We start from the raw sequence: 20,411 nt of genomic DNA on the forward strand, positions 1-20,411 counted from the left end.
TCAGAGAGTGGGCCTACGCTGTCGCCTATCCCAACTCAGACACGCGCGCCGCCGAGCTGCCACGATGGCTCCATCGCTACAATTGGCACAGGCCTTACGGAAGCCTAAATTCAAAACCACCAATCAGCAGACTCGCTCTTACCCAGGACAACCTGTTGAGGCTCCACACCTAGAGCGGTTCAGCTTTTTCATGGAAGCGCAGAAACCGCTCTAAGTTTTTGTTTTTACGCACTCCGGGACGGAAAACCGATTCACACTTTTCCTAGAATTGCTCTAGCAGCCCAACCCTCTTGCCCGCAGGCGTTGAAACAAATAACCTCCCGCTCGATTACTTCGATGATCAACCAGAGGAGAACTAAACCCAATGAGATTGATGGCAGTCGTTGGCGTTGCACTTAGCCTGGGCTGTATTTCGGCCGCAGAATCTCCTTCAAACTATCAATCCTACAGCGGCGTACGGGTCGACACAGACGCCACCCTCCTCTCTCGATACGATAAAGCTCTTCAGTGGTGCGTGCCGGAGGCAGGCTCATGGCGACGCGGGTCACCGGATCCGCAGAGCCTGTACTATAACGCGGCGCTCAGAAATTGCCTCTACAGGCGCGGCTTTGTCGATCGAGGCGTCTACGCTTACCCCATCCCCAAGATTTACTTCGATCATTTCCTGGATCGCTGAGAAGAACCGAACGGTTCTAGTCTGCCATAGGACTTCAAAAGCCAGGAACACAAGCCCGGCTGTATCGGCGTGGCTTGTCGACGGCGGCGGCCGCATATCAGCTTTTGGCGCTGTCGGATGACCGCCCCTTGCCGTCCGGCAATTACCGCAGGGATGATGGAAGCTACAGCGCCGCTTTCAGGGCAACGGGAGCAGCGGGATCGGACCGAGCTCCATAAGTGCGGAGGTCGGGAGCTGCGGGATGGACTGCGAACCTCATCCGACGGTCGAGACAGCATGGACTTTCATGTCATCGCGAACTTCGTAGAACTTGTCGCCATCGATATAGATAAAGTGGCAGCTTGGCTTTTCGCCTTTGCCGGCAGAACAGGCCTTATCGCCCTTGAAGGTGAGTTTTGTTTTCACGTCGATCGTTTTGCCGCCGATATCGGCTTTACCGGTAATGGTGCCCTTCTTCCAACTCCAAACGAGTTCGGCGGACACAGGCTTTTCCAGATCGAGAATTTCTACTTTCACAGGCTTACCGTCAGCCAAAGCTTTGAACTCGTCCATTGTAGCCTTTTTGGCGCCCGCAGGAAGATCAACGGCGTAGGCGTTCATTGCATATAGAAATGCAGCGGCGCCGATGTTCAAAAAAAAATCGTTCTCATACTCGCCCCCTAAGAATTGACAGGGAGGGTACACGCCGTTTTCGGCGGCAGCATCCCACCTATTGTGGCTAGGAACAGTAAGGCTTAGGTTGAAACATATATAATTCTACAACATTTCAACTTTTCGGCGACATCCTCAGGATTTCCGTATTTTTATTGGCTGCGGCGTACAACACGAATAAACCTCTTGCGACAATTACTGGACAGTCTTGGACAATATTATTCGCCTCCGCGACGTATCAAAGATGATCTCTATGGAACTGTTTGCCGCCTGCGTGACGACATGACAGCCAACCGAAATTGTCATGGCTCCGGTATCGGAAAGACCAGCCACGAAGAAGATCAATATTTCTCTCCCCATAGAACAACTGCGAGGCCGAGAGCGTCTGAACATTCGCCGTTGCGCTCGATGTGCCGCCGAAGGACCCGCGCCGCAATTGGGATCAGCCGCCTCCATGTCAAATGAGGGGTCCGAGCAAATTTCCCTTATAATCTGGCGATTGGAACCCGAGCCATGGATGAATTGCCCTGCCCACGCTCTCTAAATTGGCAGGTTCGAGTTCAGGATTGTTCGGGATACGCCACCACCTGAGCGGTGTTTTTCGGCGCGATCACACGCATTCGAAGCCGTTGCGCTGAGTATAGGCTTCCGCCAAAGCCTGCGCTTCGAAGGCGAATTTCACCTTCTGGCATGTGTCGGCAGAGGAGCGGTGTGCCCATTATCTAATCAGTCTTGAAAGCGACTCATGATCGAATCGAGCACCCCAGAGAGGGTGTTGGCGATGCCACGGCCCTCTCAATTAGCCCCAATTGTGAAGGCGAAGCTGCCAAAAATTGAAAAAATCAGAAAAAATGTTGAATCCGGCCTGGGCGGCAGGATTCCAGTCATGTCCATGAGGTTTTCCTAATCTTTTCAATGGGCGGGTGCCGCCATAGTTGCAGAAAGAATAATTCGCGGCACGCGAGATATATATTTTGTCCCAATTTTGGCAAATCGAATTTCCACAAATATTTCAAAATGTAACTTGGGAGTGATCTGGATATTGTGGCAGCAATATGGCTATGTTTCTCAAGTACTTACTGTTTCGATGCTGTTGCACCCTTCAGAACGTCGTCCTATAAGCCCCGCCGCAACGCATGATTAACCACTAAATATTAGACAACGCTGAAGTTGAGGAACAAAACCATGACAACATACTACGTAGCTTCGAGCAGCAGCGGCGGCGGTAACGGCAGTGCCTCCTCTCCTTTTCGCACGATCAGTGAGGCGATGGCTTCGAACCTTAAGCCTGGCGACGAGGTCGTGGTGAAACCGGGGACCTACAACGAGAGCATCAACATCGACAAGGACGGCTCGGCGGCAGGCGACATCACGCTCCGCTCGGAAGTGCCCGGCGGGGCGCTGATCCGGCCGCCCGCGGGCTCGTGGAACGCGATCAGTGTCAACGCCAACCACGTGGTAATCGACGGCTTTGACATCGGCGGCGCCAAAGGCGACGGCATCGAAGCGAACAATGTCCACCACGTCCAGATCCTCAACAACAAGGTCCACGGCAGCGGGGAGTCGGGCATCCAGTTCAACCAGTCGGACTTCGTCCACATCGAAGGCAACGAGACTTACAATAACGCTTCGACAGGCTGGTTCTCGGGCATCTCCATCTACCAGAACCGGAACATCACCGGTGATACCTCGACGGACGGATACCGGAACATCGTGCGCAACAACATCTCGCACGACAACGTCACAAAGTCTGGTGAGCACACCGACGGCAACGGCATCATCATCGACGATTTCCAGAGCACGCAGGCGAGCGGTAACCCGAACTACACGTTCAAGACCCTGGTCGACAACAACCTCGTCTACGGGAACGGCGGCAAAGGCATTCAGGTTACCTGGAGCGACTCCGTCACTGTGTCGAACAACACCGCATACCACAACAATCAGGACCCGGCGAACACCGGCACCTGGCGGGGCGAGCTCAGCAACTCGGCATCGAGCAACAACACCTGGGTCAACAACGTCGCCGTAACCGACCCGTCGCTGAACAAGAACAACACTGCGATCGATAATACGTCAAGCGGCGGCACCAACAACAACGTCGTCTGGGCCAACAACATCACGTATAACGGCACGGCCGGCCAAGCCTCGGTCAAGACGGACGGCGGCAACGCGATGCCGAGCACGGCGAACGGCAACCAGCTCGGCGTTGACCCTAAATTCGTAGGGGCATCGAGCGACAACTTCCACCTCAGCTCCAGCTCGACGGCGATCGACCACGGGACCAGCAAGTACGGCGTCAGCTCCGTCGATCTGGACGGCGACCATCGCGTCGTTGGAACTGTCGACATGGGTGCCTATGAATCCGGCTCCAGCCCCACATCGGGAACGCCAACCACGCCGACTTCGCCAACAGCGCCGACTTCGCCAACCGCGCCGACTTCGCCAACCGCGCCGACGTCGCCAGCCTCACCGACTTCACCGACTTCGCCGACGTCACCGACTTCGCCGACGCAACCGACTTCGCCGACCACCACGAAGGAATATACCGGCACCAACGGCAATGACATCATGCCGCACACCGGTGAGTCCAACGGCGGCAACGAAACCTTCAAGGGTCTCGCCGGCAATGACGTGTTGAAGGGCGGCGCCGGCGCGGACGTGCTCGATGGCGGTACTGGCAACGACACGGCCAGCTATGCGGGTTCCGACGCGGGGGTCCATGTCAGCTTGGCGACTTGGACCGCATCGGGCGGGCACGCCACCGGTGACAAGCTCGTCAGCATCGAGAACGTGACCGGCTCCAGCTACGACGACGTGCTGGCCGGCGGCAATAACGGCGGCAACGTTCTCAATGGCGGGGCCGGCGCGGACAAGCTTGACGGCGGCGCCGGCGCGGACGTCATCATTGGCGGTGCCGGAAAGGACATCATGACCGGTGGCACCAGCTCGGATACATTTGTCTTCAAAACTGCGACGGAAACTGGGTCCGGCTCGAACCGCGACGTCATCAGCGACTTCCAGCACGGCGTGGATAAGATCGACCTCTCGGCGATAGATGCGAATGGCTCTGCGCAGGGCGATGCAGCCTTCCATTTCCAGGCGCAGGAGAATGCCTTGTTCGACAAGAAGGCTGGCGCGCTCGCGTGGCACTACGAGGACGACCATACCGTTATCCAGGCCGATTTGAACGGCGACGGCGTTCATGACTTCGAGATTCAGCTGCAGGGCCACGTCCAGCTGGGAGCAGGCGATTTTCTCCTGTAATCATACCCGTTGCGGCGGTCGTCCGATCGCCGCAACAATGGTGCTAACAATCGCCAAATGTCGACGGCGGGGTAAAACCGCCACGCGGCGCGCAAGCTTCGGCTACTTCAGCGCGTGGATGAGCAAGCTGGGAGGGCGTAGCCCGAGCGGCGATCCCATCCACGCGCTGCGGTTTTCAATCCACCTAATCTTGATCCACAGCAGCATTGAAGCCTCGTCTTAGGGCGAAACAGCGCAAGAACTGCTGCGACCAGCGGGACGCCTCTGTCCAACACCGTACTGGAAAACCTGGCAGATCCCTTTTCCGTCTTAGCAGCAGGAAAGCGCGGGTGTTCCTCCTGTGCGATCCGTGTTTGTCAAGACTTGCCCCGCTTCGGCGGGGCTTTCTCGGATCGAACACCCGAGCCGATGCAATCAATCAGTTGATCTTGGGCTAATGCGCAGCTGGGAGGCCGCGTATACTGAGCAAAACGCTCGCCCAGCAAGCGATTCGGCTGCAACTGTTGCCCGCGGAAGGCCGCCAAGAAAACGCTCGCAATATCTTTTGAGAAACTGAACGAGAACACCTAACTCCTTAACCGAAGCAGGTGGCGACCCCTGCAGGAATCGAACCTGCGACAACCTGCTTAGAAGGCAGGTGCTCTATCCAGCTGAGCTAAGGGGCCGTCCGGCGGTCACGTTTAAAGAGCGCGACCGAATGCGCCATATGTGGACGAGAAATCTCAATGCGTCCAGGGTTGCGTGCGGGTATAGCGGAAATTATCCGGGTAGGCCACAACCTGACGGGCCGGGTCCTTCGGCGCGATGACGCGGTATTCGATGCCGTTGCGCTGGGCGTAGGCTTCGGCAAGCGCCTGCGTTTCGAAGGTGAGCTTTACCTGCTGGCGCATGTCACCCGAGGAAGTGTAGCCCATGATCGGATCGATCTTGCGCGGCGACTCCTGATCGAATTCAAGCACCCAGAGATGGGTCTTGGCCTTGCCGGACTGCATGGCGGTCTTAGCAGGACGATAGATCTTGGCAGACATGACTGCGGCATCTCCGAATATGCGGGGACAGAGCGCCCCGCCCTTCATGGTCTCAATCCCGTTGCCGGGCCCTTGCTTCGTCGTTTGCGATAACGCGAAGAGTTGAATTTTGCTTATCCGCGAATCCCCGTTTTTTCAAGAAAAAAGCGGATCGCGACGCCGCTGCCACAGCCACACCGACAATGCGCCAATGTGTTGGGCAAGGCTTATCGTTAACTCGGGCGGCTCAGCACATTCATCCCTGATGTCGCTTGCCATTCCACCTAAATCCGCAGGAATTCCAGGCGATTGCGCAATATTACCAATTGTCTCATGTTGTGATCACAAGCTGATTGCCGCAGCCGGCCACGCGCACTAGTTTGCGCCTCAATCGGCTTCAGTGGATGCACGCATGATGAGACGTTCGACAGAGTTCAATGCCATTATGATAGGAGCTGGCATCACCGCTTTCTTCTATGTCGCTATCAGCTATGCCCAATATATCGGCCTGATCGCCCGCGGCTAAGGCTGATCGCCCTTGACGTCCAATTGCGGCTCACAGGTAAATTGACGGCCGACCGCGCTTTTCCCCCTTGCATCCACAGGCCTGGTGAGAAATCTCCGGCGACAGCTGGATTTATGGGTTGCGACGGCGAAGTGAACCGTGTATTCCCGCTGCCAATCACGGCACGGAGTGTAGCGCAGTCTGGTAGCGCATCTGGTTTGGGACCAGAGGGTCGGGAGTTCGAATCTCTCCACTCCGACCATTCAATATCCTGATTTCTTGGATTTCTTTTTAGCCGCATCGCACCTCGCGAGCTGGTGCGCCGTCACTTCGCCTTCGTCGTCGTGGCGCTGACGATTCTGTCGCCCGGCTTGATTCCGAGTTTGGTGACGATGCCGGCATTGAGTTCGACGACGTATTTCACCGGGCTCATCGAATCGATGATGTCGCGTGAATAGGGTTTTGCGTTTTCCTTGATGTGGCGGATCGTGCCGGTGTCGTCGGCAAAGAGCATGTCGAGCGGCAGGATGGTGTTCTCCATCCACATGGCGACGCGCCGTGTTTGCCCGAAGTCGAAAATCATGCCGGCGTCATCGGCCATCGACTTGCGGAACATCAGCCCGCGGGCGCGCTGATCACCGGTGGCGGCGACCTCGACGGTGAAATGCAGCATCTTGCCCGCGGCTGTCTGGATGAGCAGCGGCTCCTTGTCGAACCGCATCTCCTCCTCAGCCAAAGCCGGCAGGGCGACCAAGAAAAAAAGCGCCATGACGGCGCTTCTGATCGCATGAAACAGGACAAGACCGCACATGTCAGTGCGACCGGCTTGCCGGGCTCGGAACGTCGGGATGGATCTCTGCGGCCATCAGGCCCTTTTCGCCATCGCCGAAGCGGACGAGGACCACCTGGCCGGGGCGCAGCTCCGTCAGCCCGAAGCGGCGCAGCGTCTCCATGTGCACAAAAATGTCTTCGGTGCCCTCACCGCGCGTCAGGAAGCCGAAGCCCTTGGTGCGGTTGAACCACTTGACAAGCGCACGCTCGAGCCCGCTCGTGGCCGTGACCTGCACATGGGTGCGCACCGGCGGCAGCTGCGAGGGATGAATGGCAGTCGACTGATCCATCGAGAGGATCTTGAAGGCCTGGTAGCCACGCTCGCGGCGCTGGACGAGAGCGACGATGCGCGTTCCTTCGAGAATCGTCTGGTAGCCGTCGCGGCGCAGGCAGGTCACATGCAGGAGGACATCCTGCATGCCGTTATCAGGCACGATGAAGCCGAAGCCCTTGGCGACGTCGAACCATTTGACGACACCGGTGATTTCGACAAGATCGACCGCTTCTGACGACAACTCGTCGACATCGGTGTATGCGTTCGATGAAATCCTATCAGCCATTATCGCCAGCCCCTCGAATACGCGTCACACTGTTACGGTTAACTGATTCTTGAAATCAAGATTAACATCTTGGTAACGGATAAGCGCAAGTCCTAGTTTTCGGTTATTCCCAGCTGCACATTTTATAAAGATGACTTGCCCGAAGCTGACCTCGGCTCGCCAAAAAGGCCAGCCCCTATAAAGGAGTAGATAGAATGCGTTATCTTCATACGATGGTTCGCGTCAAAGATCTGGACGCTTCGCTTGCCTTCTATACCACGCTGTTCGGACTGGGGGAGATTCGCCGCCATGAGAACGAGAAGGGCCGCTTTACCCTGGTTTTCCTGGCCGCTCGCGACGATCTCGACCGTGCGCGCAGCGAAAAAGCCCCCTGCCTCGAGCTCACCTACAACTGGGATACGGAGGATTATAGCGGAGGACGCAATTTCGGCCACCTCGCCTATGAGGTGGATGATATTTACGCGATCTGTCAGAAGCTGATGGATAACGGCATTACCATCAATCGGCCGCCGCGCGACGGCAACATGGCCTTCGTGCGCTCGCCCGATGGCATTTCGATCGAAATTCTGCAGAAGGGAAGCCCGCTTCCGGCCGCCGAACCCTGGGCTTCCATGGGCAATACCGGCGCCTGGTAAGGGTTTTGGCCGCAAGGCTTTTGCGAAGCTTGCGGCTTTTGCGATTTCGGGTCCGGCCGGCGCCTTGGCGCTTGCCGCGACCCGGCCCCGCAGGCAATCTCCCGGTGACTCGAAGCGGAGGATGGCGATATTTCGCCGTTTTTCGCATCAACCGGAGACCGATTGCTTGCGTGACCTCGAGATGCGGATGCCCATTACGGGCGCATTGCTGATCGCCACCTCGATGCTGGCGCTTTCCGGCTGCGTATCGAACAAGAAGACGCTCGATTCCGCCGCGGCGGTTCCGGCGACGGCGGCCGCAGCGCCACAGCTTGGCGCAACGGCGCCCGTGAAATCTGCCCCGCGCTCAGTCTATACCGACCCCCGGCTTGTCAACGTCTCCGGCGCCCAGGTCGTGGCAGGGAATGCGAATGCCGCCGTCCCGCCGGCCGATCCGGCAATGGCGGCGCCTGCCAATATAGGCGGGCTCGTCATGCAGTCGACACGGATCAACGCGCAGGCGATGAGCATCTTTTCGGATCACCAGCCGCCGCCGCAGAACAACAGCACGTCCACCGTCATCCAGCCGCAGGCTTATGCGCCGACGGAAGGAGTGGCACCTGCAAAAAGCAGCGTCTACAGCCAGCCGATCATGCCCTCACAGCAGGCCGCCCCGGTGCGGCCGCAGCAATCGTCCGAAAATTCCGGCACGCAGCCTGCGCCCGTACAAACAGCCTCGCTGGCGACGGGCGGTATCCCGGCCTCGACGACAAACGCGCTTTACAGCGCGCCGAAGCAGAACCTGCTCGGCAGTCTTTCCGGCCTCCTACACAAAGCCGCCCTGCCCGGCATGACGCGTGTTGCGCCGAACGGGCTGCACGTCCAGAACGACAATGTCGAGGTCGGCTGCTTCAAGCCTGACCTGCTGAAAGTGATCAAGACGGTCGAAAACCATTTCGGCCGGCCTGTCATCGTCACGTCAGGCTATCGCGACGAAGAACATAACCGCCTGGTCGGTGGCGCTGACGAATCGATGCACAAGAGTTGTGAGGCCGCAGACATTCAGATCGACGGCGTGTCGAAGTGGGATATCGCCGTCTATATAAGATCCTTGCCGGATCGCGGCGGGGTCGGCACCTATTGCCACACCGACTCGGTCCACCTCGACACCGGCAAGAGCCGCGACTGGAACTGGGGCTGCGGCGATAAACGGGCGCCCGTAATCACCGCAAGAGCGATCTGACATCGTCGGCACGAAGTTCCCTCACCTTAGGTCAGCTGAACTTCATATGCTTCTGGTAGGCGGTACAAGCCTTTGATTCGGCAGCAGTAATCTGAAATGCCAGGGGCGCCGGACTATCTGTCATTTTTTTGAAAAAAATCGAATTTGCCGCTTGCGGCTTTCGAAGGTGCTGACTATAAGGGCGCCACCACGAAGGAAGCGCCCTTCGTCTATCGGTTAGGACACCAGATTTTCATTCTGGGAAGAGGGGTTCGACTCCCCTAGGGCGTGCCACTTTCTCTCCATATAGAAGCCATCGCATCCGCTTGCAGAAGCCGGCGCGTACGCCTATTTTAACGAGGCTGGCCTGCGCCCTTCGTCTATCGGTTAGGACGACAGATTCTCATTCTGTAAAGAGGGGTTCGACTCCCCTAGGGCGTACCATCGAGCTTATGATTGCCGCCAACGCCCCCGCCGGTTCGATATTTCCAGCCATCCGCCGCCCCGTAGCGCCATGGTTTTCCACAGCTAAAAAAAATCGGCAAAAACCGTGTTTTTTTCGCGCCTTGGCGCTTGCGGCTTTCGAAGGTGCTGACTATAAGGGCGCCACCACGAAGGAAGCGCCCTTCGTCTATCGGTTAGGACACCAGATTTTCATTCTGGGAAGAGGGGTTCGACTCCCCTAGGGCGTGCCACTTTACTTCCTTATATTCGCTCTTCCGACGGCGGCTTTCGCATGCGTGCTATCTCGCCGGCGCTGCGTCGCAGACGCGCAGCTGGATGCGGCGCGCGCCTTGATAATGTTCGGCGCCGAGCGAGCCCGCGACATGGAGGCTCGCGCCGCGTGAATTGATGAGAAGGTTGCCGAGGCCGGTATCGGCGGCGCGGAAGGCGATTCCATCGAGCCGCGACCCGTCCATCGCCTCCAGCGTCACCTTCACATGTTTCTCGCCGACCAGGCGCGCGTCTCGTACCCGATGCGCCGGTACCGCAAAAAGCGGTTGGGCGTGGCCGGAGCCATAGGGGCCGGCGGCTTCCAGGCGGTCAATGAGTTCAAGCGTGGCGCCGCTTGCGCCGATTGCGCCATCGATCTTCAATGTCTCGTTGGCGACGAGGCTCGCCACCGTCCTTGCGGCCTTCTCCGTAAAGAAGGTCCTTAACCTGCCAAGATCGGCGCGCTCGACCGTCAGCCCCGCCGCCATGGCATGGCCGCCACCCTTGACCAGGATGCCCTCCTCGACCGCAGCCCGCACCATCCTGCCCATGTCGAAACCATTGATGGAGCGGCCTGAGCCGGTACCACGGCCGGAGGGATCGAAAGCGATCGCGAAGGCGGGCCGCTTGAATTTCTCCTTCAGCCGCGCGGCGATCAGCCCGACGATGCCGGGATGCCACTTCTCATGGGCGGTGACGATGACGGAGGCGCCCTCGCCGTCGCCATATTCGGCAAGCGCCTCGGCTTCAGCCTCCTGCAGCATCATCGCCTCCATCGCCTGACGTTCACGGTTGAGCTCGTCGAGGCGCTGCGCGATCACCTCCGCCTCGCCCGCATCATCGAGCGTCAGCAGGCGGCTTCCGAGTGCGGCGTCACCGATCCGTCCACCGGCATTGATGCGCGGGCCGATCAGAAAGCCGAAATGATAGGGTGTCACGGGGCCGGCGAGCCCTGCCTTGCGGAAGAGCGCGGCAAGCCCGGCATTGCTCTGGTGGCGGGCAGCGACCAGCCCCTTCACCACATAGGCGCGGTTGAGTCCCTTCAGCGGCACGACATCGCAGACCGTCGCAAGCGCCACGATGTCAAGCCATTGCAGCAGGTCGAGCGCCAGGATGCGTTTGTTGCCGGCCGCGCGCAGCAGCCGCAATGTCGCGACCAGCACCATGAAGACGACGCCGGCCGCGCAAAGATGCCCCTGCCCCGACAGATCGTCCTCGCGGTTGGGATTGACCAGCGCATGGCAGGGCGGCAGCTCATGTGTCACCTGATGGTGATCGACGACGACGACATCGATATTGCGCGCGGCAGCGGCGGCAAGCGCGTCGTGACTGGTGGAGCCGCAATCGACGGTGACGATCAGCCGGGCGCCATTGTCGATCAGCTGGTTGATCGCTGCCGGATTGGGGCCATAACCTTCAAAGATGCGGTCGGGAATGTAGATGTTCGCCTTGACGCCGAAATGGCTGAGAAAGCGGAACATCAGCGCCGAGGAGGCCGCTCCGTCGACGTCGTAATCGCCGAAAATCGCCACGCTCTCGCCGCGCTCGATCGCACGCACGAGGCGGGTTGCCGCCTTCTCGCAATCGGTCAGCGTGTGGGGATCGGGCATCAGGCTGCGAATCGTCGGATCGAGGAATTCGATCGCTTCGTCAACCGGGACGCCGCGTCCTGCGAGAACGCGGGCGATCAGATCCGGCAGCCCGTGAACCTGCGCCATGGCGAGCGCCCGGTTCTGGCCGGCCTGGTCGAGTCTTGCAACCCAGCGATTGTCGAGTGCGGATTTCTCCACGCCAAGAAACGCGCGCTGTACCGGATCGACGAGATCTGCCATTCCAAACTCCGCTGACTTCATCTGTTCTTTCTACAGGAGCAGCGGAGATAACATAGCGACGGATTTGCAGACACGGATTTTTACCAGAAGATCAGCCAGACGATCACGGCGATGCCACCGATCTGCACCAGCAAGACCGAAAACAGCGTCAGCAGAATTGCCCAGTTGCGGCCTTCCGTATGTTCATCGTCAAGGGCCTCGTCATGGCTGTCGTCCCGAAGGTCAGGGCGCATCGGCTTGAGGATGTCTGCAAACATATCAGGGCGGGCTGGCGGCACCTTGCTCGGGCTGCCATGCTCCTTTCCGGCGTGGCTGTCCTTGCTCATGAAATACTCCACGCCGGCGACTCACCATCTGTGGTTTTATTTATATCAATATTTCGGCATTTGGTAATATAGACTTCCGCAGGAGAGGCTGAACGATTAACAAAAAAAGCCGCCCTGCCAGAGACAGAGCGGGCTCATACCCTCAGGCGAAAAATGCTTAAGCTTCTTCTTTCGGCCGTTCGATTCGAATCACCTGCGGTTCGCCGAAGAGATAGCCTTCCGACTTTATCGAGGCGACCGCCTTGCGCACGGACTCTTCCATCGTCGCATGGGTGACGAGAATGATCGTCTGGTGATGCGATGGGGCCAGATGCTGCGTGGAGCGCTGGACGATCGATTCGAGCGAGATGTGGTTTTCCGCCATGCGGGTGGCGACGCTTGCAAAGACGCCGGTGCGGTCGAGTACAGTCAGGCGGATGAAATATCCGCCCTCGTGACTCTGCATCTGCGCCTTGCGGTAAGGTTCCAGCGCCTTTGCGGGATGACCGAGCACCGGCACGCGCTGAGCGCCCGGCTGGCTCTTGGCGATATCGGCGATATCGCCAAGCACGGACGAGGCCGTCGCATTGCCGCCGGCGCCTGGACCGACCATCAGCAGTTCGCCGAGGACGTCGGATTCAATTGCCACCGCATTGGTAACGCCGTCGACTTGGGCGATGACGGAATCGACCGGGACCATGGTCGGGTGCACACGCTGCTCGATGCCGGTCTCGGTGCGCTGGGCAACGCCGAGCAGCTTGATGCGATAACCGAGTTCGGCGGCGGCGTGGATGTCCTCGATGGAGATATTGGTGATGCCTTCGAGATAGATGTCGTCGGCCGCGATGCGATTGCCGAAGGCAAGCGTCGTCAGGATGGCGAGCTTGTGAGCGGTATCGTTGCCCTCGATATCGAAGGCGGGATCGGCTTCGGCATAACCCAGCCGCTGCGCTTCCTTGAGGCATTCGGCGAAGGAAAGCCCCTCCTTCTCCATCTTGGTCAGTATGTAATTGCAGGTGCCGTTCATGATGCCGTAGATGCGCGAGACGGCGTTGCCCGTCAGCGATTCGCGCAGCGCCTTGATGACGGGGATGCCGCCGGCGACCGCCGCCTCGAAATTCAACAGCGAGCCCTTCTCTTCCGCGATCGTCGCAAGCTCGACGCCGTGATAGGCGAGCAGCGCCTTGTTGGCTGTCACCACATGGAGACCGCGCTGCAGCGCGGCGCGCACCGAGACGTTGGCAGCCCCTTCGGCGCCGCCCATCAGTTCGACGAAGACGTCGATATCGCCCTTTTCGGCCAGATCCTCGGGCCGATCGAACCAGGTGACGGCAGAAAGATCGACGCCTCGGTCCCGCGTTTTGTCGCGCGCGGAAACCGCGGTGATCGTAATCGGACGTCCGCAGGTGACAGCAAGCTCGTTGCTCTTCTGCTGAATGATGCGGACAAGCGAGGCGCCAACGGTGCCTAAGCCCGCAATGCCGATTTTGAGGGCATCTGCCATGGATCGATCCTGAAATGTCTGTGTGGCGGCAGCCGCCGAACGCGGCTGCCCAAGAGTTGGAATTAACGGTGGGCGTTGAGCGAGATGACGTTATGCATCGTCTCGTCTGCCGTCGACATGAACTTCTTGATGTTGCGCGCAGCCTGACGGATGCGGTGTTCATTCTCGACAAGCGCCAGACGGACATAGTCGTCGCCCATCTCGCCGAAGCCGATGCCCGGAGCAACGGCGACGTCGGCCTTTTCGACCAGCAGCTTGGAAAACTCAAGCGAACCGAGATGACGGAACTTTTCCGGGATCTTCGCCCAGGCGAACATGGTGGCTGCCGGCGGCGGCACTTCGAAGCCTGCCTTGCCGAAGCTTTCGACCATGACGTCGCGGCGGCGCTTATAGACATTGCGAACTTCGGCAATGTCGGAGCCATCGCCGTTCAGGGCATGCGTCGCCGCCACCTGGATCGGCGTGAAGGCGCCGTAATCGAGGTAGGATTTGACGCGGGTGAGCGCCGCGATCAGCCGTTCGTTGCCGACGGCAAAGCCCATGCGCCAGCCGGGCATGGAGAAGGTCTTCGACATCGAGGTGAACTCGACCGTCACATCCATTGCGCCCGGCACTTCGAGAACCGACGGCGGCGGAGCGCCGTCGAAATAGATCTCCGAATAGGCAAGGTCAGACAGCACGATGATGTCGTGCTTCTTGGCGAAGGCGACGACGTCCTTGTAGAAATCGAGCGTCGCGACAAAGGCCGTCGGATTCGAGGGATAGTTGAGGATCAGCGCCAAAGGCTTCGGGATCGAATGGCGGACCGCGCGCTCAAGCGGCGGGAAGAAGGTCTCGTCCGGCTCCACCGACATCGAGCGGATCACGCCGCCGGCCATCAGGAAGCCGAAGGCGTGGATCGGATAGGTGGGATTCGGGCAGAGGATCACGTCGCCGGGCGCGGTGATCGCCTGCGCCATATTGGCGAAGCCCTCCTTGGAGCCGAGGGTGGCGACCACCTGCGTATCCGGGTTGAGCTTGACGCCGAAACGGCGGGCATAATAGGCGGCCTGGGCGCGGCGCAGGCCCGGTATGCCCTTGGAGGAGGAATAACGGTGGGTGCGCGGATCCTGTACGACCTCGCACAGCTTGTCGACGATCGCCTGGGGAGTCGGAAGGTCAGGGTTTCCCATGCCGAGATCGATGATATCGGCGCCGCCCGCTCGCGCGCTTGCTTTCAAACGATTGACCTGTTCGAAAACATAAGGCGGCAAACGCCGGACTTTGTGAAACTCTTCCATTTCATTCCCCATGGAAAGGCGGCATTTTAAGCCGCGGTCGAAGTTCGTTCCGTCTCCCGGCAGCTGCGACACGAACTTCACAATCGCAGCGCCGTATTCATCAGACCCAAGCCAAGCGGCAAATCTTTGACGGAAAGGCCGCACGACCACGCATTATCGGGAAAATCGCATCTTCCGATCCATCCGGAAGGCTTTGCGTCCAAATTGCCTGAAAGGCAAGATTTATTTGGAGATTTCGGAAAGCGTCTGCGCACCGTGCTCGGCGGCAAGGCGGCGCATTTCGGCGACCTTGGCCTGATATTCGGCTTCCGAGATCGTGCCGGCCTTGCGCCGGGTGGAAAGCGCGGTCAACTGATGCTGCAGTTCGGCCGCCTGTTCATCGCTCATCTGGACATTGGCCGCCGTCAGCGGCGCGCCGAAATTCGGGTAGCCGTCCGGTGATTTCGTCAGACCGCCCTCGACCGCCTCGCCCTTGGTTGCCGGCATGACGACGGCGGTCGGCGCCGCCCGCTTGGCGGCGGCTGCGGCTTTTTCCTCCGCCGTCAGATTGCATCCGGCAAGGGTCATCGCCGCCGCGGCGCAGATCAATGCGGTGCGGTTGAAGGTTGCGATGCGCCGGATGCCGTTCTTGTTCATGCCTCAAAATCCAGTTCTGATTGCCTCGACTGTTAAATTTGTCGCAGCCACAAAGCAATAGCACGAGCCGATGCGGGTGGAACTTGTTTTCTCGTTCGGTCAGGATGTACAACAAACGGATAAAAAGAGTGCTGCCGCCGGAGGAAATGGTGACCGACAGCAAGCAGGAAAGTGGCGGCCAGAAGAATGGCGACAAGACCGGTTTCGACGCAACCGATCTCGAACCCTATCTGTTGAAGGATCCCGAGACCATGGCGATGAATTTCGCCCGGGCGCTCGAAAATCTCGGCCAGGCCGCCTCGGCCTGGCTTGCGCCGCGCGAACGCGGCGAGATCACCGAAACCGCCATCGATCCGATGACCGACATGGTCAAGACGCTTTCCAAGGTCAGCGAATATTGGATTTCCGATCCCCGCCGCACCTTCGAGGCGCAGACCCAGCTGATGTCCTCGTTCTTCGGCATCTGGATGCGCTCGATGCAGCGCGTGCAGGGCGAGCCCCTGCCGCCCGAGCCCGACACCCGCAAGGACAAGCGCTTTTCGGACGAGGATTGGCAGAAAAATCCGTTCTTCGATTTCCTCCGCCAGGTCTATTTCGTCACGAGCGACTGGGTGGACAAGCTGGTGTCGGAGACCGACGGCCTCGACGAGCACACCAAGCACAAGGCCGGCTTTTACGTGAAGCAGATCACGGCAGCCCTTTCGCCGAGCAACTTCATCGCTACCAACCCCCAGCTTTACCGCGAGACGATCGCAAGCAACGGCGAAAACCTGGTGCGCGGCATGAAGATGCTCGCCGAGGACATCGCTGCCGGCAACGGCGAGCTTCGCCTTCGACAGACAGACATGACGAAATTCGCTGTCGGCCGCGACATGGCGCTGACACCGGGCAAAGTCATCGCCCAGAACGATATCTGCCAGATCATCCAGTACGAAGCCTCGACCGAAACCGTGCTGAAACGGCCGCTGCTGATCTGCCCGCCCTGGATCAACAAGTTCTATATTCTCGACCTCAACCCGCAGAAATCCTTCATCAAATGGTGCGTGGACCAGGGCCAGACAGTGTTTGTCATATCCTGGGTCAATCCGGATGCGCGTCACGCCGAGAAGGACTGGGGGGCCTATGCCCGCGAGGGCGTCGATTTCGCGCTCGAGACGATAGAGAAGGCGACCGGCGAGAAGGACGTCAATGCAGTCGGCTACTGCGTCGGCGGCACGCTGCTGGCGGCAACCTTGGCGCTGCATGCCAAAGAGAAAAACCGGCGCATCAAGACCGCGACGCTCTTCACGACGCAGGTTGATTTCACCCATGCCGGCGATCTCAAAGTCTTCGTCGACGAGGAGCAGCTTGCCGCGCTCGAAGAGCATATGAAGGCGGCCGGCTATCTCGACGGCACGAAGATGTCGATGGCCTTCAACATGCTGCGCGCTTCCGAGCTGATCTGGCCTTATTTCGTCAACAGCTACCTTAAGGGTCAGGAGCCCCTGCCCTTCGACCTGTTGTTCTGGAACGCCGATTCGACGCGCATGGCGGCGGCAAACCATGCGTTCTACCTCCGCAACTGCTATCTCCGCAATGCGCTGACGCAGAACCAGATGATCCTCGACGGCAAGCGGGTATCGCTGAAGGATGTGAAAATCCCGATCTATAATCTCGCCACACGCGAGGACCACATCGCGCCTGCAAAATCGGTCTTCCTCGGCAGTCAGTTCTTCGGCGGCAAGGTGGAATTCGTCGTCACCGGCTCGGGACATATTGCCGGCGTCGTCAATCCGCCCGATAAGAAGAAATACCAATTCTGGACGGGCGGCCCGGCCAAGGGCGGCTACGAGACCTGGCTCGAGCAAGCCACCGAGACGCCGGGGTCGTGGTGGCCTCATTGGCAGGCCTGGATCGAGGCGCAGGACGGCAGACGCGTTGCGGCGCGCAAACCCGGCGGCGGTGCGCTGAACGCGATCGAAGAAGCACCGGGAAGTTATGTGATGGAACGCACCTGAGACGCCGGCAGGCATCTCTTTTTGAGACATCCTAAAAAACAGCGATATCGCGTAAACAAATTAGAAACCATAATTCGTCATCCTCGCGAAACAGTCGGAAGTCGCAAGCGGCCTAAATTCGGCCCCTTTGCGCCCTTACCGGCCCCGGCGAAGTTTTAGTCAGTCAGTGCCGCCGGCCTGCGTAGCGAGTTTGAAAGACGAGTGTAGTATGGCGTTTGCGGTAGGGACGTTGGATAACGTCGCCCCTCTTGGCGGATCTGCTTTGCGTTCGCACAGATCTCGCGGTTTTCTTTACGGTGTCATCGGCGCCGGGCTTTTAACCTCAACATGGCTGATCGCGACCTTGGCAACGATGCATTCGGTCGCTGCGCCCTTTTCTCCGCCCGATAGCCTGGCACAGATCCGGGCTACCTCGAAGGTGGCGTCGTCAACTCGCCTCGAGAGGTTGATCCATGTCGGCAAGGGTGACCGGCTGACCGCCTTCAACGCGAAGCCGAAAATGCCGCTGACGGCAAGCCTCATCCAGTCTCACGCCGAAAAGACTGCCGCTGCCGCAACGGCATTGGCGGCTCTTACGAAGAACAATCGGCTCGTCACGGCTGCCGAGCAACCGGTCGTCGCCGCAATTTCCGACAGCGCCAAGTTCCGCAAGGATGATGCGATCGCGCCGCCGCCGGTCGAACTCGCCTCGGCAGAGATTGAAGAAGACGACGGCGACCGGATCATCGTTCCGTCGAAGGAGGCCGTCGCCGCGGCCCAACTCCAGGCGATGCTCGCGCTTGCTGATGCCGACCCCCGGCAGGTTGCGCCCGCCCCGATCGAGCCGATCGCGTCCCCTGTCAGAACCGCCTCGGTTCCTGCGACAGAATCCGCACCGGTGGAGGTCGCAGCGGCAGAGGATCAACCCTTCGATCTCGTCCTGTCGCCCGATGCAGGTTCCGTGCCGTTGCCAATGGCGCGTCCGGACGGACTCGTCGGCAAACCGGCGCCGGCCGCCAAGGGTGCGCAGCGCTCTGCCGGGCCTGTCCTGGCCTATGCCCAGCCGAACTCGCCGATCGAGGACGATGAGGACGATGCCGTGCCGCGCTACGACAAGCCGGTCTTCTCGCCGAAACTGCGGGCAGGTGTCGCGATCTATGATATCGAACACAGCACCGTCTACCTGCCGAACGGCGAACGGCTGGAGGCTCATTCCGGTCTCGGCAAGATGCGCGACAATCCGCGTTACGTGGACAAGAAGATGCGCGGACCGACGCCGCCGCATACCTATGTTCTTACGATGCGCGAGGCCCTCTTTCACGGTGTCGAAGCGCTGCGCTTGACACCGGTGGAAGGCTCGGATGCCATCTATGACCGCGTCGGCCTGCTTGCCCATACCTATATGCTCGGCAAGAACGGCGATTCCAACGGCTGCGTTTCCTTCAAGGATTACAAGCGCTTCCTGGCCGCCTACAAACGCGGCGAGATCAAGCAGCTGGTGGTGGTGCCGCGGCTGAACAACAAGCCCGCCTCGACGCTCGCCTCGCTGTTTTCGTCGCGAAGCTAGTTTAAGAAGGAGGTGGGCAAGCAGCCGCTTCCCGCAGCCCTACGTCAGCCAGACGGCTATCCGCTCCACCGCCTCGGCGATCTCTCCTTGCGAACCCGCATAGGAGAGACGCAAGGTGCGATGTCCCTCCAGCGGATCGAAATCCAGGCCTGGTGTCGCCGCGACGTTGATTTCTGCGAGCATGCGTTTGGCAAAACCCATGCTGTCATTGGTGAAGCGCGAGACATCGACATAGGCGTAGAAGGCGCCGTCCATCGGCGAAGCGGGCGCAAGGCCGATCTTGGGCAGGCGGTCGAGCAGCAGCGCTCGGTTCGCGGCATAGCTCGCCTTGACATGATCGAGCTCTTCGCTTGCGCCAAGCGCGGCCACCGCTGCGATCTGGGAGAGCTCGGGCGGCGAGATATAGAGGCTCTGCGCCACCCGCTCGATCGGCCGCACCAGCCGTTCCGGCAGCACCATCCAGCCGATTCGCCAGCCGGTCATGCAGTAATATTTGGAGAAGGAGTTGATGACGATCGCCTCGTTGGTCAGCTCGAGCGCGCTCGCCTCCTCTCCCGCGAAGGTCAGCCCATGATAGATTTCATCGGAGATGAAGGCGATGGATTGGGCCGCGCAGTAATCTGCAAGCGCCTTCAACCCCTCACGGCCGGTCACGGTGCCGGTCGGATTGGCGGGGCTTGCAAGCAGCACGCCTTTGAGCCTGACGCCGCTTTGCTGCTGCGCCGCCTCGAGGCTCTCAGGTGTCAGGGTGAAGTGGGTCTCGGCTGTCACCGGCACTTCGAGAACCTTCAGCCCCAGCGCACCGAGAATGTTGCGATAAGCGGGATAACCCGGTCTTGCGATCGCCACGGCATCGCCGGCATCGAAAAGCGTGAGGAAGGCGAGATTGAAGCCGGCTGAGGAACCGGTGGTGATGGCGATCCGTGCGGGATCGATCTCCAGGCCGTGACGATCCTTGTAGTGCCAGGCAAGTGCGGATTTCAGCCGCGCCGTCCCCAGCGCATCGGTATAACCGATCCGGCCTTCGACAAGGGCGGCGCTTGCCGCTTCGAGGGCAGCTCGAGGCGCGGGATGCGAGGGTTGGCCGACCGCCATCGAGACAACGGCGTGGCCGGCTGCCCGCCGCTTCGTCGCCTCCGCCAACACGTCCATGGCATGAAAGGGCTCGACTTCGCTGCGTTTCGATATGGAAAACAAGATCGCTTCTCGCTCGGCTTCTTCGCTATTGGCCAGACAATTGCCGCATTAATCGGCTCATCACAATCCC

16 protein-coding genes, 5 tRNA genes and 1 pseudogene are annotated in these 20,411 nt (G+C 59.6%); 11 read left to right on the forward strand and 11 right to left on the reverse strand.

What is annotated here, in order from left to right:
- A pseudogene (locus tag GGD53_RS30070) lies at window positions 1–173 on the forward strand (IS481 family transposase); the annotation flags it as partial.
- 191 nt (window positions 174–364) lie between these two features.
- The gene (locus tag GGD53_RS30075; protein ID WP_184460363.1) at window positions 365–676 is read left to right on the forward strand and encodes a hypothetical protein; all 312 of its coding nucleotides are present in this window, start codon (window positions 365–367) and stop codon (window positions 674–676) included.
- 255 nt (window positions 677–931) lie between these two features.
- Here GGD53_RS30075 and GGD53_RS30080 read toward each other — a convergent pair whose 3' ends face one another.
- Window positions 932–1,309, reverse strand: a complete 378-nt coding sequence (locus tag GGD53_RS30080) for a hypothetical protein (protein WP_246717917.1) — start codon at window positions 1,307–1,309, stop codon at window positions 932–934.
- A gap of 1,203 nt (window positions 1,310–2,512) precedes the next feature.
- Here GGD53_RS30080 and GGD53_RS30085 point away from each other — a divergent pair.
- Window positions 2,513–4,591, forward strand: a complete 2,079-nt coding sequence (locus GGD53_RS30085; protein WP_184460364.1) for a choice-of-anchor Q domain-containing protein — start codon at window positions 2,513–2,515, stop codon at window positions 4,589–4,591.
- 588 nt (window positions 4,592–5,179) lie between these two features.
- Here the strand turns inward: GGD53_RS30085 and GGD53_RS30090 are convergent.
- Window positions 5,180–5,256 (reverse strand) — tRNA-Arg (locus GGD53_RS30090).
- Window positions 5,257–5,313: 57 nt separating this feature from the next.
- Window positions 5,314–5,619 carry an ETC complex I subunit gene (locus GGD53_RS30095; RefSeq protein WP_008526983.1) on the reverse strand — a complete coding sequence of 102 codons (306 nt, stop codon included), beginning with the start codon at window positions 5,617–5,619 and terminating at the stop codon, window positions 5,314–5,316.
- Window positions 5,620–6,288: 669 nt separating this feature from the next.
- Here GGD53_RS30095 and GGD53_RS30100 point away from each other — a divergent pair.
- Window positions 6,289–6,365, forward strand: a tRNA-Pro gene (locus GGD53_RS30100).
- 63 nt (window positions 6,366–6,428) lie between these two features.
- On the opposite strand, the gene GGD53_RS30105 is transcribed toward GGD53_RS30100, so the two are convergent.
- A complete protein-coding gene (locus GGD53_RS30105; RefSeq protein ID WP_184460365.1) occupies window positions 6,429–6,914 on the reverse strand; it encodes a DUF192 domain-containing protein in 486 nt (161 codons plus the stop codon).
- Window position 6,915: 1 nt separating this feature from the next.
- The gene (locus GGD53_RS30110; RefSeq protein WP_064802232.1) at window positions 6,916–7,494 is read right to left on the reverse strand and encodes a cold-shock protein; all 579 of its coding nucleotides are present in this window, start codon (window positions 7,492–7,494) and stop codon (window positions 6,916–6,918) included.
- A 194-nt stretch (window positions 7,495–7,688) separates the two neighbouring features.
- Here GGD53_RS30110 and gloA point away from each other — a divergent pair, with 194 nt between their 5' ends.
- From gloA to GGD53_RS30135, 5 genes are all read left to right on the forward strand, one after another.
- Complete coding sequence (gene gloA, locus GGD53_RS30115) at window positions 7,689–8,129, forward strand: lactoylglutathione lyase (protein ID WP_184460366.1); 441 nt, start codon at window positions 7,689–7,691, stop codon at window positions 8,127–8,129.
- Window positions 8,130–8,295: 166 nt separating this feature from the next.
- Window positions 8,296–9,351 (forward strand): D-Ala-D-Ala carboxypeptidase family metallohydrolase, encoded by a 1,056-nt coding sequence (locus tag GGD53_RS30120; RefSeq protein WP_184460367.1) that lies wholly within the window; start codon window positions 8,296–8,298, stop codon window positions 9,349–9,351.
- 198 nt (window positions 9,352–9,549) lie between these two features.
- A tRNA-Glu gene (locus GGD53_RS30125) sits at window positions 9,550–9,624 on the forward strand.
- A 75-nt stretch (window positions 9,625–9,699) separates the two neighbouring features.
- Window positions 9,700–9,774 (forward strand) — tRNA-Glu (locus GGD53_RS30130).
- Window positions 9,775–9,950: 176 nt separating this feature from the next.
- Window positions 9,951–10,025, forward strand: a tRNA-Glu gene (locus GGD53_RS30135).
- Between the two features lie 48 nt (window positions 10,026–10,073).
- Here the strand turns inward: GGD53_RS30135 and recJ are convergent.
- The 5 genes from recJ to GGD53_RS30160 form a co-directional block, all read right to left on the reverse strand.
- Window positions 10,074–11,876, reverse strand: a complete 1,803-nt coding sequence (gene recJ, locus GGD53_RS30140; RefSeq protein ID WP_184460368.1) for a single-stranded-DNA-specific exonuclease RecJ — start codon at window positions 11,874–11,876, stop codon at window positions 10,074–10,076.
- 80 nt (window positions 11,877–11,956) lie between these two features.
- Window positions 11,957–12,202: a hypothetical protein gene (locus tag GGD53_RS30145; RefSeq protein WP_184460369.1), complete on the reverse strand. Its 246-nt coding sequence runs from the start codon at window positions 12,200–12,202 to the stop codon at window positions 11,957–11,959.
- Between the two features lie 157 nt (window positions 12,203–12,359).
- A complete protein-coding gene (locus GGD53_RS30150) occupies window positions 12,360–13,685 on the reverse strand; it encodes a homoserine dehydrogenase (RefSeq protein WP_064810226.1) in 1,326 nt (441 codons plus the stop codon).
- Between the two features lie 62 nt (window positions 13,686–13,747).
- Window positions 13,748–14,965 carry an LL-diaminopimelate aminotransferase gene (locus GGD53_RS30155; RefSeq protein ID WP_097598741.1) on the reverse strand — a complete coding sequence of 406 codons (1,218 nt, stop codon included), beginning with the start codon at window positions 14,963–14,965 and terminating at the stop codon, window positions 13,748–13,750.
- A gap of 222 nt (window positions 14,966–15,187) precedes the next feature.
- Window positions 15,188–15,601, reverse strand: coding sequence for a hypothetical protein (locus tag GGD53_RS30160; RefSeq protein ID WP_184460370.1), 414 nt, complete (start codon window positions 15,599–15,601; stop codon window positions 15,188–15,190).
- Window positions 15,602–15,747: 146 nt separating this feature from the next.
- Here GGD53_RS30160 and GGD53_RS30165 point away from each other — a divergent pair, with 146 nt between their 5' ends.
- Window positions 15,748–17,598, forward strand: coding sequence for a PHA/PHB synthase family protein (locus GGD53_RS30165; RefSeq protein ID WP_246717918.1), 1,851 nt, complete (start codon window positions 15,748–15,750; stop codon window positions 17,596–17,598).
- A gap of 208 nt (window positions 17,599–17,806) precedes the next feature.
- Entirely contained in the window at window positions 17,807–19,144 is a 1,338-nt protein-coding gene (locus GGD53_RS30170; RefSeq protein ID WP_184460371.1) for a DUF2778 domain-containing protein, read from the forward strand.
- 39 nt (window positions 19,145–19,183) lie between these two features.
- On the opposite strand, the gene GGD53_RS30175 is transcribed toward GGD53_RS30170, so the two are convergent.
- A complete protein-coding gene (locus GGD53_RS30175; RefSeq protein WP_184460372.1) occupies window positions 19,184–20,341 on the reverse strand; it encodes a pyridoxal phosphate-dependent aminotransferase in 1,158 nt (385 codons plus the stop codon).
- Window positions 20,342–20,411 lie beyond the last annotated feature (70 nt).

The sequence above is a fragment of the Rhizobium aethiopicum genome (assembly GCF_014197535.1).
Lineage (GTDB): Bacteria > Pseudomonadota > Alphaproteobacteria > Rhizobiales > Rhizobiaceae > Rhizobium > Rhizobium aethiopicum_A.